General features: G+C 46.7%; 14 protein-coding genes. All 14 read left to right on the top strand.

Features of this window, described 5'->3' with window-relative positions:
• The first annotated feature begins 68 nt into the window (after window positions 1–68).
• The 14 genes from SNR34_RS17640 to SNR34_RS17575 all read left to right on the top strand — a co-directional run bounded on the left by SNR34_RS17640 (window position 69) and on the right by SNR34_RS17575 (window position 14,774).
• Window positions 69–626 carry a sigma-70 family RNA polymerase sigma factor gene (locus SNR34_RS17640; RefSeq protein ID WP_339272521.1) on the top strand — a complete coding sequence of 186 codons (558 nt, stop codon included), beginning with the start codon at window positions 69–71 and terminating at the stop codon, window positions 624–626.
• Window positions 613–1,821 carry a DUF4179 domain-containing protein gene (locus tag SNR34_RS17635; protein ID WP_486179788.1) on the top strand — a complete coding sequence of 403 codons (1,209 nt, stop codon included), beginning with the start codon at window positions 613–615 and terminating at the stop codon, window positions 1,819–1,821. The genes SNR34_RS17640 and SNR34_RS17635 overlap by 14 nt, the downstream gene beginning before the upstream one ends.
• 17 nt (window positions 1,822–1,838) lie before the next feature.
• Window positions 1,839–2,816 (top strand): DUF5643 domain-containing protein, encoded by a 978-nt coding sequence (locus SNR34_RS17630; RefSeq protein ID WP_486179787.1) that lies wholly within the window; start codon window positions 1,839–1,841, stop codon window positions 2,814–2,816.
• 55 nt (window positions 2,817–2,871) lie between these two features.
• Window positions 2,872–3,849, top strand: a complete 978-nt coding sequence (locus tag SNR34_RS17625; protein WP_343260292.1) for a DUF5643 domain-containing protein — start codon at window positions 2,872–2,874, stop codon at window positions 3,847–3,849.
• 244 nt (window positions 3,850–4,093) lie between these two features.
• On the top strand, window positions 4,094–4,861 hold the full coding sequence (locus tag SNR34_RS17620; RefSeq protein WP_339272513.1) for an ABC transporter ATP-binding protein: 768 nt from the start codon (window positions 4,094–4,096) through the stop codon (window positions 4,859–4,861).
• Complete coding sequence (locus SNR34_RS17615; protein WP_486179786.1) at window positions 4,848–6,785, top strand: ABC transporter permease; 1,938 nt, start codon at window positions 4,848–4,850, stop codon at window positions 6,783–6,785. Before SNR34_RS17620 ends, SNR34_RS17615 begins: the two co-directional genes overlap by 14 nt.
• A gap of 6 nt (window positions 6,786–6,791) precedes the next feature.
• Window positions 6,792–7,160, top strand: coding sequence for a YxeA family protein (locus tag SNR34_RS17610; protein ID WP_486179785.1), 369 nt, complete (start codon window positions 6,792–6,794; stop codon window positions 7,158–7,160).
• 60 nt (window positions 7,161–7,220) lie between these two features.
• Window positions 7,221–9,425 carry a M1 family metallopeptidase gene (locus SNR34_RS17605; protein ID WP_486179784.1) on the top strand — a complete coding sequence of 735 codons (2,205 nt, stop codon included), beginning with the start codon at window positions 7,221–7,223 and terminating at the stop codon, window positions 9,423–9,425.
• Window positions 9,426–9,731: 306 nt separating this feature from the next.
• Entirely contained in the window at window positions 9,732–10,085 is a 354-nt protein-coding gene (locus SNR34_RS17600) for a DMT family transporter (RefSeq protein ID WP_339272505.1), read from the top strand.
• A 1-nt stretch (window position 10,086) separates the two neighbouring features.
• Window positions 10,087–10,401 (top strand): DMT family transporter, encoded by a 315-nt coding sequence (locus SNR34_RS17595; RefSeq protein ID WP_236412548.1) that lies wholly within the window; start codon window positions 10,087–10,089, stop codon window positions 10,399–10,401.
• A 3-nt stretch (window positions 10,402–10,404) separates the two neighbouring features.
• Window positions 10,405–11,016, top strand: a complete 612-nt coding sequence (locus SNR34_RS17590; protein WP_486179783.1) for a TetR/AcrR family transcriptional regulator — start codon at window positions 10,405–10,407, stop codon at window positions 11,014–11,016.
• A gap of 172 nt (window positions 11,017–11,188) precedes the next feature.
• Window positions 11,189–12,343: a VanZ family protein gene (locus tag SNR34_RS17585; RefSeq protein ID WP_486179782.1), complete on the top strand. Its 1,155-nt coding sequence runs from the start codon at window positions 11,189–11,191 to the stop codon at window positions 12,341–12,343.
• Between the two features lie 308 nt (window positions 12,344–12,651).
• Window positions 12,652–13,365: a response regulator transcription factor gene (locus SNR34_RS17580; RefSeq protein WP_486182480.1), complete on the top strand. Its 714-nt coding sequence runs from the start codon at window positions 12,652–12,654 to the stop codon at window positions 13,363–13,365.
• A complete protein-coding gene (locus SNR34_RS17575) occupies window positions 13,362–14,774 on the top strand; it encodes a sensor histidine kinase (RefSeq protein ID WP_486179781.1) in 1,413 nt (470 codons plus the stop codon). Before SNR34_RS17580 ends, SNR34_RS17575 begins: the two co-directional genes overlap by 4 nt.
• The last annotated feature ends 111 nt before the right edge of the window (window positions 14,775–14,885 follow it).

The following is a 14,885-nucleotide window of genomic DNA, read 5'->3' as shown; positions in this document are numbered from 1 at the left end:
GAAATATAACATTTTGGCAGGGGAGTCCATCTAATCCTATAGAGGGCCCTCAAAAGGAGATGAAATTCGTGCAGCAAGATATGGAACTGGAAGTCAAGCGAGCGCAGCGGGGAGATCGTGAAGCGTTTATCCGGCTATTCCGGAGGCTGGAGCCCGAGCTGTACAGTTTGGCAAAGTCCATTGTCGGACGTGATGAAGACTGTGCGGACGCATTTCAGGAAACGACGCTTAAGGCGTATAAATCAATGTCGACATTGCGAAAACCGAAATATTTTAAAACGTGGGTAATCCGGATTCTGATTAACGAATGCAACCAGCTGCTGCGGATGCGCAAAAGAACGGTAGTTATGGCGGAGCTCCCGGAACAGGCGAACCTGGATCGCTCAGCGCCTTATTATAAGGACAACCGCCAGCTCGATCTTCGGGAAGCGGTGGAAAATCTGGATGAATCGTTACGAATCGTCATCCACTTGTTTTATTATCAGGATCTGCCGATCAAACAGATCGCATCCGTGCTGGATATTTCCGATGGAGCCGTAAGGGCGCGCCTGCACAGAGCCCGCGGGATATTGGCCGATGAAGTAAAGCAAATTCGGAAGGGGGAGCTGGCTTATGAAAACCTATGATATCGATCGAAAGCTTCGGGAAATTGGCAAAGAACCGCTGCCTGAGGTTCCCGAAATCGTCCGCCGCCGGCAGGATGAAGTCTACGCCTCCTTGGCCGACCTTCCGATGCATGGCAGAGGCGGCCAAACCGCGGGGTTGCGCAAGACCCGCCGGATTGCCTTGGTTGCGGCCTCGGCCGCAGCGATCGCTCTGGTTGGTGGTATAGGCGGTGCCATGGTATCACCGGCGATGGCGGATTCGCTGAAGAACATTCCGCTGATCGGCAGCATTTTCAAGCTGGCTGACGATCTGGGGTTACGGACAGCGGACGAAACAGGGCTTGCGGCCCATCCCGACGCCAGTGTGACCCATGAGGGGGTTACCCTTCGCATCCCGCAATTGGTGTATGACGGAACCCGGTTATCTTTGGCCGTAACGCGCGAGGGGGAAGGGCTCGTCGGTGGAATCATGGACTCGGAGTCGACGGGGAATGGAATGCCGGCAATTTTCCCCAAAGGAGCAATACATTCATTTGACGTGTTGATCGATGGCCAACCGGTTCATCGAACGACGGGAAAGAGAGAAATCGGTCTTTCCGGGAAGCCAACCTCTGATCCGAATTCGGCGCTCTACGAACTGACGGCTTATTCCTTAACGGGGGAACCTGGACCCATTTTGCCGGACTCGTTTGTGCTGACGGCCAAAATTGGATTGGAGGGCATCGAAGAGCCGTTCGTCTTCGAGCTTCCTGTACGCAAAAACACAGATCAGCTCGCTGCCGCTTTCAATGAGGCGAGGGAATGGAAAGGAAACATCGTTACGCTTGAACGAATCGAGTTCACGCCGATTACGACAAAAGTAGGTTTTAACATCACGTCGAACGATAAAGAGGCCAGGCTCCTTAGACAGCATCTATCCTTTGAGCTGTGGGACGATCGCGGCAGGATGCTTGGTCTTGTCGGCGGCTTTGGATTTTTTAATAACGATGAACAAAAGCAAATGATTAACAAACTGCTGTTTGACCGTTTTGTGGATGCCCCGAAATCGGTGACGCTTAAAGCGTTTTTGCCGGAAATGGAAGACCCGTCAGCTTCCACGGGGAGATATAAAGTCGACAGTCATGGAGAACTGATCAAACAGTACGTAAATGAATTGGAAATTACCGTTCCGGTGGACCGAGCCGGTGTGGATAAGTTATACGATATTTCAAAATAAAAAAGTGAGGGTTCCTAATGAATAAAATGTACAAAGTGTTGACTACGACTGCACTGACGACAGGTTTGCTATTGAGCGGGGCAGTGTGGGGGATGAAATCGGCAACCGTTGAGGCGGAGGCCAAGATTCCAGCAGTACAGAGTAACGCAACGCAGAAAGCGGGAAAAACGGCCGAGATTACGCAAAACGGGATTACGCTTGGGGTGAGTGAGGCCTTCTATGACGGAAATTACATTAAAATTTCGCTGCAGCGCAGCGGCAACAATTTGGTCGGCGGTATCACCGACTCCAAATTTGATGAAAAGACCCAGGATCTGATCCATGAGAAGGGGGCAATCAAAAATATTCAGATCTTTATTGACGGCAAAGACATGTATAAGATCGGTGGTGGATCTCTTGGCAAAAGACCGAGCTTGGGTTGGCGGCCAGGCTCTACGCCAGATGCGGCTATCATTGAATTAAACGATCCTTCCTGGCTTGGCGGGCAAGAGTTTGCTTTTCCGGACAAGTTCAAATTGACCGCAAAAGTCACGTTGGAAGGCGTGGAGCAACCGTATACGTTTGATCTTCCCATGCAAAAGAATGCAGACAAGCCGATTGTCCTGAAGCCGAATGTGACGAAAAAATCGGGCAAGGTGACCCTTAATCTTAGCAAAATGAACCTGACGTCGACCTCTTCCCGCGTACAGTTGATCGAGAAAGGGTATGAATCGGGCAAACCTTCCGATTTGATGTATGAATTTGTGGATGACCAAGGCAATGAGCTGGATTTCCTTTCAGGCTTTGGCACGGACGAGAATAACAAAGACGGGGACATGTATCACGATTACGTGTTAAGTCCATTGGGGAAAGATGCCAAGTCGATTACGCTCCGGGTGTTCAAACCTGAATTTAAAGAACCGGGAGCGACGAGCGGAGCGTATAAATTGGACGAGAACGGGAATATCGTCAAACACTATATTAAAGAGCTGGAAATGACGGTAAACGTGAAGTAAACAACAGAAACGGAATTGTATAAAGAGATAAAACACAATTGGAGGATTCAAACGAATGAACAAAATGTACAAAGTCATGACTTCTGCTGCATTGGCGGGGGTGCTGGTTGGTGGAGGAGCTTGGGCAATTACATCAAAGTCCGGCGATGCGGCGGCTGCCAAGGCTCCGGAGGTTCAAAACATTGCGGCGCAGAAAACGGAAAAAACGGCTGGCATCACCCAGAACGGCATTACGCTGAAGGTGAGCAAAGCGGTCCATGACGGAAATTACATCCACATTTCATTGCAGCGGAGCGGAAAGGGACTTGTCGGCGGCATGACCGAACGCAAATTTGATGAAAAAACCGAGAAGGAAATTGTGGAGAAAGGCGCCATCAAAGATATCCAGGTGCTGATCAACGGCAAAAATACTTATGATCTCGGAGGCGGATCAATGGACAAAAGGCCGGACATGCGCTGGGGCCCGGGTTCTACCCCGGATACAGCCATCATTCATCTGTCCGATCCTTCCTGGCTCGGCGGTGAGCAGTATTCCTTCCCGGACAAGTTCAAGCTGACGGCAAAGATCACCCTGGAAGGCGTGAGCAAACCTTACACTTTTGACCTCTCAATGCAAAAGAGTGCTGATAAGGCGACTGCCCTGAAACCGAATGTGACGAAAAAGACGGGCAAACTTACCGTGACGCTGAGCAAAATGAACCTGACCTCCACCTCTTCCCGCGTTCAGTTGATCGTCAAGGGGCTGGAGAAGGGCAAGTCTTCCGATATCAGTTACGAATTTTGGGATGACCAAGGCAGCGAGCTGGATATTCTTTCGGGCCGGGGATCGGACGAGAATAATAAAGCCGGCGACATGTACCACGATTTCGTGCTGAGCCCTTTGGGGAAAAACGCCAAGTCGATTATAGTCAAAGCTTTCAAACCCGAATATGCCGAAGATGGAGCGACGAGCGGAGCGTATAAATTGGATGCCGACGGCAATATCGTCAAATCATACGTGAAAGAACTGGAAATGAAGGTAAAAGTGAAGTGATGGAACCAAACGTTCTTTCATGACGGTAAGGCCTCCGGCGCACTTCGTGCGACCGGAGGTTTTGCTTCAGAAACAGAGTTTATGATAACGGCATCGTTCAAAATAAATTTTACCCTCAGGGATGCAATAAAGACCCTGAGGGTTTTTGCATAACTGTAAGGTTGCTGTAAGGTTGGGATTATCACGGTGTAAGGTGGGGTCTTTAAAATTGGATTTATTCTTATCGATGTTAAGGAGCGACACCATGAAAACCATACTGCAAGCAAAAAACGTAAACAAAACCTTTGGCACAAAAGGAAACCTATATCCGGCGCTGCAAAACATTAATCTAAGCATTGAAGTAGGAGAGTATACCGGCATTATGGGCCCGTCCGGAGCGGGGAAATCGACGCTGCTGAACATCTTCTCGACCATCGATACGCCGACCTCCGGTGAAATTACGATCGACGGGCAAAACATTGTGGCCATGAACGAGGAAAAGCTTTCTGATTTCCGCCGCAATAAACTCGGATTTATTTTTCAGGATTACAACCTGCTTGATACGTTGACGGTCAAGGAAAACATCCTGCTGCCGCTGGCCCTTTCCAAGGTTCCTGCAGTCGAAATCGAAAAGCGGGTTGAGGAAATCGCCGATACGTTCGGCATTCGCGAGATTCTCGATAAGTACCCATATCATATTTCTGGTGGTCAAAAACAGCGGGCTGCCGCCTCGCGGGCCATCGTGTCGAATCCGAGCCTCATTTTGGCGGACGAGCCGACCGGCGCACTCGATTCGAAATCGGCGACCGGTCTGCTGGAAAGCTTAAGCAAGCTGAACCGGCACAATCAAGCGACCATCCTGATGGTTACGCACGACGCTTATGCGGCGAGCTTCTGCAAGCGGGTCATTTTCATCAACGACGGCCGGCTGTTCAAGGAGCTTCATAAGGAAAGCATGACGAGACAAGCATTTTTCGGACAGATTCTCGAGGTATTAGCGGAGCTCGGAGGTGGTCAGCATGACGCTGTTTAGGATCGCCGGGAAGAACATCCGCCAGAACTTCATGAATTATTTTCTTTATTTCGCTTCGATGATATTCAGCATCGTCATTTACTTTACGTTCGTGTCCTTGAAATACGACAGCACGATCGCATCCGCATCGGAAGGATCGCAGAAGATCAGCTCGGCGTTCAGCGGGGCAGCGGTCGTGCTGATCGTTTTCGTGGCGGTGTTCATCTGGTATTCGAATTCGTTTTTCACGCGCAAGCGCAAAAAAGAGGTCGGGCTGTATTCGCTGCTTGGCGTCCGAAAAAAACAGATCGGACGGATGCTTTTTTATGAAAACTTTCTGATGGGCATCCTGGCCCTGATCGCCGGAATCGCGCTGGGAGCGGGACTTAGTCGGTTTTTTGTAATGATGTTGATGAAGGTGATGGGTTACGCTGTCGTGGCTAATTTCTCTATTTCCCCAGCTGCGATCCTGAATACGTTTCTGGTGTTCATGATCATCACGCTGATCACTTCAGTCCAAGGCTATCGCTTGATTTATCGATTTAAGCTGATCGAGCTGTTCAAAGCAGATCAAGAGCGTGAGAAAGAGCCAAAGTCTTCCCTGCTCATTGCGTTATTGTCTGTGGTGCTCATCGGGTTCGGCTACTGGCTTGCGCTGCAAAATATGTTTACTTCCAAGGCATGGGCTGCGATCGGCTTCATGCTGACTCCGCTCGTTATTTTAGTATCCGTCATCCTGGGCACATATCTGCTGTTTAACACGTTGACCGTTACGCTGCTGAAGCTGGCGCGCAAACACAAAAAAAGCTACTGGCGCGGACTGAACCTGATCGGGACTTCCCAGCTGCTGTACCGGATGAAAGGCAACGCACGGACGCTTACGATCATCGCTGTGCTGAGCGCAACGACGCTGACAGCGGTTGGAACGGCGTACAGCACGTATTACAACACCCGGACGAACGCGGCGGTTTCGAATCCGAACAGCTATATGTTTATCGGCGTGGACAGTACGGCCACAGGAAAAGCCGATAAGGCGATCGAGCAGGCTGCGGGGCATAACGTGCTCTACCATGAGTCCATTCCTCTCCTGGAGGTAGATGCGGACACCTCCGGTCAGGATTATGCCCAAGGATCAGAGGAGCAGTCGTTTACCGTCATATCAAGCCGCGACTTTAACCGGTTGACCAAGCTGCAGGGGCGGGACGATGCGATAAGTCTTGAAGGCAACGAAGCCGCCGTGCTTGAACCTGCCTATTTGGAAGGCATCTCGCCGGAGTATGTCGGTTCGTCGATCAAGCTGAAGGGGAAAGGGATCAATAAAACCATCCAATTCAAAACATTAAAAAAATACAACGTGCTGAATCTTGGAACGGTCTATTCCACCATTGTCGTTAGCGATGACATGTTTGCGGAGCTTAAGCCGGATGCCAAGGTCATGGCTGTTGAAGCCTACGGCATTACGCATCAGGACAAGGCGAAAGAGCTGACAAAGCAGCTGGAAGAGATTTTACCGGAGAAAGCCGGGCTTTCAAGCTTTTACAGCGCATATTCGCGGGGAATGGAATCTACCGGCCTCTTGATGTTTATGGGCGGATTCCTCGGCCTCGTGTTCCTGGCGGCGACGGGCAGCATCATCTACTTCAAGCAGTTGACGGAAGCCGGCAGCGACAAAGCCCGTTATGTGATTTTGCATAAAATCGGCGTCAAAAAACGGGAAATCCGCAAATCCGTCGCCAAACAGGTACTGTTCATCTTTGCCCTGCCGCTTGCTTTCGGCATCGCGCACTGTGCTGTTGCCCTGTCGGCACTGTCGAAGCTGATGATGGCCAATCTGGTTGTTCCAGTCGTAAGCTGCATGGGTGTCTATGTATGCATCTACCTGATTTATTACTTCTTGACCGTACATGCGTACTGCAAAATCGTTACCTATAAAAATAAGGAGTGAACGGGAATGAAAAAGGGAATTATCGCTTTAGCGGTCGTTGTGATCGTTCTGGTCGGATTCGTCGTATTCATCCAAAACGTAAATGTGAACCGAATCGGCGCGCAGCAATATTACGTGCAGATTAACCAAGACGGAAAGAGAATCGAAGATAAGTCGGACAGTGGACAGAAGTATGTTTCTTACGAATACACTCAGGAGGGCTTTGATTCTAAAGGAAAAGAAAAGGTTTTGACCTTTACGGCAGCTAAAGAACTGCGCAAAGATGCGTACCTTCGAATCTATGTGAAAGGGAATGACGTCAGCTCCTACCAGGAAGTTCAGGCGGACGAGCTGCCCGAACAAGCAAAGCAAAAGCTCGAGGGTGCCGTGAAATAACACGAATACGGAAAACCAGGATGTAGTCTACTATAACATGTTAACAAGGGAGAGAATCTAATGTATCGAAAAACATTTAAATTTAAAACGGTATCCCAAAAAACGCTGGTTTACTCGCTGGCTTTTACGCTTGCGGCCTGTCCGGTCGTCGGTGCCGGCCAAGTGCTTGCAGCACCAGCCGCCGCATCCGCGGAATCCATAGAAATGTCACAAGCGCATGCCCAGGTCCAGTATCGGATCGATGCAAGGCTGGATGCGAAAAATATGCGCATTCAAGGAAGCGAGACCGTCACTTACCGGAACGCGGCCAACGATACACTGCGGGAGATCGTTTTCCATACGTTCGCCGACGCCAATCGGTCCAAAGCGACCCAAACTTCGATGTTTGAGCAAAACAACGAGGAGATCCAGAAGGAAAATCCACAGAAGAAGCCGGAGGATTTTCTTGGCGGCATTGACATTCGCAGCGCGGCGGCTAACGGACAACCTTTGGTTTTTTCAAACATCAATCAGGCTCTGACCGTTGAATTGAAGCAGGAGCTAAAGCCTGGGGAAGCGGTGACGGTTGAAATCAACTTTGAGGTGAAAATCCCTTACGGCATGCAGCGCCTGTCTTACTACAAAGACATCATCAACGGCGCACATTGGTTCCCGGTCATGTCGGTCTATGACGAGAACAAGCATGAGTGGAACAAAAAGCCGTACAGCAAGACCTTCGAAACCGATTATTATGATTCAGCGGATTTCGAAGTTCATATTAACGTCCCGGAAGCCTATCAAGTACTGATGCCGGGGACGATCACCACGCAGGCGGACCCGAGAGAGCCCGGCCGAAAAGTCGTTACCGCCGTTGCCGATAACACCCGGGAGCATGTCTTTTTTGCCAGCCCGAATTATAAGGTGGAGCGCGTAACGCGTGACGGCCTGACCATTGAATATTATTATTTCGACAATATGCCAGGCAAGAAAAAAATCGTCGATGAATACATCGACGCCGCTTTTAAGACTATTCAATTTTTCAGCGAAAAATACGGGAAATACCCTTACCCTGAGTTCCGGATTGCAGAGTCGTATGTCGAGGGAGTGGCTGTCGAGTTTGCCCGGGTCATTCAAATGGGACAAATCCGGCCGAACAGGGATCCGGCACATGATACTACATTCGTGCACGAGATTGCCCATCAATGGTTCCATGCCTTGATTGGCAACGATTCGGAGACAGAATCGTTTTTGGATGAAGGATTTGCCGATTTTTCGAAGGTCTATTTCGCGGAAAAACAAGGTGACGACTTGAACGGGTTCAAGTCGATCCAAATGGATGATTTGTCTTCGATAGACAAGCCGATCGCCGCAACCAATACGGAAGCGGGGGGCCTGGAAAGCCCGACATTTTATAATAAAGGACGCCAGGCCATCTACCAGTTGTATCGCATGGTGGGTGAGGACAAATTCGATGCGTTCATGCAGGAATATTTTAAGCGGTACCAGTACAAAAACGCGACGATCCAAGGGCTTCTGCAAACAATACAGGATACGCTCGGAAACGAAGCACGAAAGGAAATGGACAAGGCGCTGCATGATCCGCAGTTTGCTCTAAAGCCCGAATACCGATTGTCTGAGGCGGAAGAAGCTTCGTATTGGCATGAACAGTTTAAGAACTCGTACCATTCGTCCCTGGCCCAGGTTGCAAATCTTCCAGCGGAAACGATGAGCCGCATCATGGATAAGGCGCTGCAGGGCGAACCGCTGACGATTGTGCTGAGCGACCAGGCCGGCAGCCTAGCGAAAAAGCAGCAGCAGACGATCTTGACACAGCTTAAAGGGACTCTGGGGATCATGGGTATTCCATACGAGGTTATTTCCGATCGGCAAACGCTCAAGAAAAAGCTGGAAAAGGAGCTCGGAACCAGCAATATCATTGCCATCGGCAGCGCGAATACGAACGGACTCATCCAGGCGCTTAAACCTGGCATCATCCCAAAATCGAAGGCCATCGGCTTCGACTGGAAAAGCAACATGAACCAAAAGTCAGCTTCGGGAGCATACGTCGTTAAGCATCCTTACAATCAAAACCGTCTGCTGGTGCATTTTTTCTGGAACGGTGACGCCTTGAGCGACAACGCGGTCGAGCCGTTTGCGGAGCAGATGCTGCAATCGCTCGGTTTTAGCGGCAGCTTTTATCAGTATTACGTTTTGAACAAAACAGGCCACGTCGCAGCAGATAAAAAGATCGCTAACCCATTGGCGAAATTTTTCGGCGAAGAATAATGCAGGACGGGGAAGATGATTACTGAAGACTCGGCAGGTTTCAGCTGCCGGTCTTTTTCCCTGTTTGCAGAAAGTATAACATCCAACGAATCATGCTTAAGGAACGTAGGATTTGCTTTTTGGATTGAAAATCAATTGTACTCTTGCAAAATCAGCATAACTATCATAAAATCTAATGAACGTTAGTTAAATTATTTGAAAGGCTGTTCAATGGTCGTAATCTTTCATTACAAAGCGACAAAAATTTTTAAACAAAAAATCTAACGTTCATTAGTTAGATTTAAGTTTTAAAGGGGAGAGGTTATCATGGCATGGCTGTACTTAATTATTGGTGGAATTCTTGAAGTAGGTTGGGCACTTGGTCTAGGTTTTTCAGAAGGGTTTACAAGAATAGAAATTGTTATTCCGACAGTTGTATTATTAGTCCTGAGTTGGTGGTTTTTCGCTAAAACATTAAAAATACTTCCCGTTTCGACGGCTTATGCAGTATTTACTGGCCTGGGTGCTTTTGGTACGGCTTTAGTGGGCATGACAATTTTAGGCGACCCCGTAAGTTTAACCAAGATTGTGTTAGTCATTCTATTAATTAGCTGTATTATTGGACTAAAATTAATTTCGGATGAACCGAAGGAAGAGAAACGATCAAGAGGGAGTGTGTAAAATGTATTGGTTATCCTTAATATTAGCTGGATTGTTTGAAGTTGGAGGTATTATTAATCTGAAGCTGACGGAAGGATTTACAAAATTAAAGCCAACCATCTTTTTTATTTTATGTTTGTGTTTAAGTTTTTTCTTTCTTTCCGTCTCATTAATCGAAATACCTATTAGTATCGGTTATGGTATATGGACTGGGGTAGGCGCGTCAGGAAGTGTGTTACTTGGGATGTTTATATTTAAAGAACCGAAGAATGTGAAGAAACTTATTTTGGTTGCAGGAATTATTTTCAGCATAGTAAGCTTAAAATTGATATCTTGATGAATGCCAACAAATGAGGTGAAAAGTGAATTGAAAAAGGGTGAAAAAACGAAAAGAATGATATTGGAACAAGGTTTAAAGCTGTTTTCCTCGTATGGTTACGAGGAAACAGCACTTAAAGATATAGCTGCAAATGTGCACATTAAAACGCCTTCGATTTATGCTTATTTTGAGAGCAAGCAAGATCTTTTTGAACAAATTGTAAATTTTGTTATTGAAGATTATTTAGAGTTTATCCAACAACAATTTTATGTTATTGAAAATTTATCATTAGAAAAAAAATTATATCATGTTTTAGTTGAATTGAATAAATACTATTATATGAATGATAAAGGTTCTTTTCTAAAAAGGTATGGGATTTACCCTCCGGATAATTTTAAAGAACTCATAACAGCCCAAAATAAGAAGGTAGAAGAAGGGATTCGAGAACTTGTTTTTTCCATCTTAAGAAACAACAAAGAGAATGAGCTTATCGATGAGGAGACAATCGTTACTTCTTTTACAATCATACTAGACGGTATGCTTTTTCATATGATGAGCTCCCCTTATCAAGAATATGAGCGTAGATTAAATATGACCTGGTCTGTATTTTGGAAGGGGATCCGTGAAATGTGATCTGTATAAACCGCACTAATCGATCACAGAAGGCCACTGCGAGGGCAGTACCTTCTTCCGATCATGTAGAATGTACAGGTTTTCGTTGGAATTTGTTAAAGGGGTATATGAAAAGAATGAATAGGGAAATATGTTTATTGCTGAAGAACTAAATTATTAAAGAGGTACCCATATGTCTGTATATTTAATTCCAATAAAAATCGCTTTTATTTTATTCGGTGTGTTGAGCTTTTTTCTAATTATCCCTTGGTTAGTCTATAGTTATAGAAAATATGGTTATTTAAGTCTTTGGGCTTCAATAGTGGCTTATTCCTTTACTTTTTATATGTTATCGGTTTTGTTTTTAGTTCTTTTGCCTCTTCCGGATACTCGAAATACTTGTGCTCTTCAATCACCTGATACGGTGCATTATAATCTAATCCCGTTTAATTTCGTTAGGGATATTATGAATAGCGGTTCCGTTGTCTGGTCACAGCCTTCCACCTATGTGAGATTACTAACGCAAAGTGCATTTTTGCAGGCGGCATTCAATTTCCTATTGTTGCTGCCCCTAGGTGTTTATCTAAGGTATTTTTTCCAACAAAAACGATTCTGGAAGAAAGCACTTGGTTTTGGATTTGCGTTATCCCTTTTTATTGAGACAACACAAATAACAGGTATTTATGGGATCTATAATTGTCCGTATCGTATCTTTGATGTGGATGATCTTATATTAAACAGTACTGGTGCTTTGTTTGGATTCGTCATTGCTCCTGTCCTGCTTGCTCTATTTCCATCTCGAAAGAGCCTTATTGCCAAGGGAGAAAAAATGCAAGAAAATTCTCTCGTACCTCCTTTGTCGCAATTGCTGGCTGTAATTATAGACTATCTATTGATTAAGATGAGTTGGAACCTTACAGCTGGACTTTTTCCAACAAGTGGATTCGCAGAATTTGTTTATAAAACGACTTGCTTTTTTATTCTGTTCTTTGTAGTTCCTTTTATTTGGAGGGGAAATACAATTGGAACCAAAATACTTCGTTTTAAACTAGTTCATGTTGATGGTGAAGCACCTCCGTGGCAGTCCATGCTGAAAAGGTCCTTTGCGATATATTTACCCTTCGCAATATCATGGGCCCTAAATATATTTTCTGGTGTTGAGTTAGATATAACTCTTAATCCCTATCACGTATGGATCACAATGATTATACTTGCATTTCTCATCATTATGTGGGTCGTATTATTTATCCATACGATGTTCATCTTAATGAAAAGAGGGAGACGGAACTTTTACTTTGACTATGTTGCGGATTTAGTACCAAGGAAACATAAATTTGATCCTAAATAACAAATGCGGGAGTAATTATAGAACAAGAACATTGGCCCATTAAAAGTTTTTTTGAACTGCACCCCAATTGTTAGGACACACTCCAACAGTTGAAGGTGCATTTTTCTTCTCCATCTTGCATTCCCAAGCAGCTTGAAATGGAAAATGAGTATCTAAAAAAGTGAAGAATAATCATAGAGTCGCTGGCCAATATGCCCATTTCGGTATATGGTTATAGTCGTGGAAAGGCGGGGAAGATGATTACTGAAGACTCGGCAGGTTCTAGCTGCCGGTCTTTTTTCCTGCCTGCAGAAAGGAGATCGAACCAATTGCCGCTAAGTCAGAAAATATTGATCGTGGACGATGAGGAGGATATCGTCAAGCTGCTGAAAACCGTGCTGGGTAAGGAAGGTTTCGAGCATGTGTATACCGCCTCTTCCGCCGAAGAAGGCTGGATTCGGTTTCAGGACAAGCAGCCCGACCTCGTTATTTTGGACATTATGCTTCCGGACGGCGAGGGCTATGACGTATGCAAACAAATCCGCAGCGTTTCAAACGTGCCGATATTCTTTTTGTCGGCCAAAACGGAGGAAATCGACAAAATACTCGGATTTGCCATAGGCGGTGACGATTACATTACCAAACCGTTCAGTCCAAAGGAAGTGGCTTACCGGATCAAAGCCCGTTTCAGAAGAATGGAGGCTGCTTTGGATGAGGAAAAAAAGGAACGCACGCTGAAAGCCGGTCCGTTCGAGCTTGATGAACATAAGTTGGAGCTGAAGAAAAACGGCGAAATCATTGAGCTCAAACCGAAAGAGCTGGGCCTCATTAGCTATCTGCTGAAGCACCCGAACCGGATCATAAGCAAGGAAAGCCTGTACGATCAGGTGTGGGGGGAGGATTCCTTCGGTTATGACAACACGGTCATGGTTCATATTCGGCGGCTTAGGGAGAAGATCGAGGAGAATCCCTCAAGCCCGCAATATTTGGTGACCGTAAAAGGGCTCGGGTATAAGCTGGCTGTGGAGGAACCGTTGCGATGAAATGGCGGCTGACCGGCAGATATCTGGCATCCGTCGTTCTTATTGTCGTCATCGTCATTTTCATAAACATTTTGGTAATCATCGGGCTTTATATATACCAGAATGAATCACCAAAGTATCCGTTTCTTCAAGGAGACAACTCGGCCGAGGCCATCACCCGTTCGTTCGGACAAGAGATTGTTCTTTCCGAAACGGGGATGGACATTACGGGTCAGGGGAAGGACACGCTTGAGCGCAATCAGGCCTGGATTCAAATTTTGGATGAAAACGGGAATCAGGTCTATGGCTTTCGTGTGCCGCCAGAGGCCAAGACCAAATACACACCGATGGATATCGTGCAAACCTACAAGTATATGGAAAAAGAATTGATGTCGACCGTATTTATCGGGGAAAAGCAGGGGAACGGGAAGCGCTACAGCTATTTGATCGGCTTTCAGGACCCTTATCTGGAGCGGAATATCCTCACCTATGATATTCGGAAGGTCGGACGTTTTCTTCAAATCGGGATCGTGACCGTGCTTTGCGTCGACGGTTTCATTGCGCTCTGCATCGCTTATCTGTTCAGCAAGAGGTTAACCCGGCCGCTTTCCGCGCTTATAGACGGAATAAAACAGCTGGCCCATAAGAACTACCGGGGACACTACGAAACGAAGGGCATTTACAAGGACGTGTTTTACAACGTCAACATGCTGACCGAGGAGCTGCGGGCAAGCGAACTGGAACGGAACAGGCTGGACCGCATGAAAGAAGAGTGGATCGCGAACATTTCGCACGATATCAAAACGCCGCTAGCTTCGATTCAGGGATACTCCGAAATGATGCGGGATAAGGATTATGATTTTACGGTCGAGGAAATGCGGGATTACGCGGAAATCATCGAGCGGAAGTCGCTTTATTTAAAAGACGTGATTGAAGATCTGAACCTTTCCACCCGTCTGAGAAACAAGGGTCTCACGCTCAATCTGAAGAGCGTAAACGTTGTCAGCCTCGTTCGGAACACGGTCATTGATACGTTGAACGATACCCGGTACGGCAATCGGAATATCGATTTCCGGTACAGCGACGAAGTAATCCTCAAAGAGGTTGACGAAATCCTGATCCGCCGGGCGGTCGCCAATTTGATCTACAACGCGGTGGTCCATAACTCCGAGGATGTTTCTATTGTTGTAAGCGTCGAAAAGAAAGGCGATACGGTCCGAATCGCTGTCGAAGACAACGGGAAAGGAATCCGGGAAGAGGAGCTTGAACGGATATTTGACCGTTATTATCGCGGTACAAATACAGGCGAGCTGCATAAAGGGGCAGGACTCGGCATGGCCATCGCGAACGATATCGTGAAGGCCCATGATGGGGAAATCCACGTTATGAGCGAGTTTCATAACGGAACAAGAATCGAAATTCTGCTCTGAAGGAGAACGATAGTTCCATCAGAGATAACTAACGCTTGCTTCGATCATCGCTGAATACCCCATCATAATACGTGTTGGAAATGGGCAGCGTTCGATCGCCAAAATGGTCGA

This window comes from Paenibacillus sp. XP01, assembly GCF_057364885.1.
Note: the sequence above shows the minus strand (reverse complement) of the source record. Positions and strands in the feature narration are given on the sequence as shown.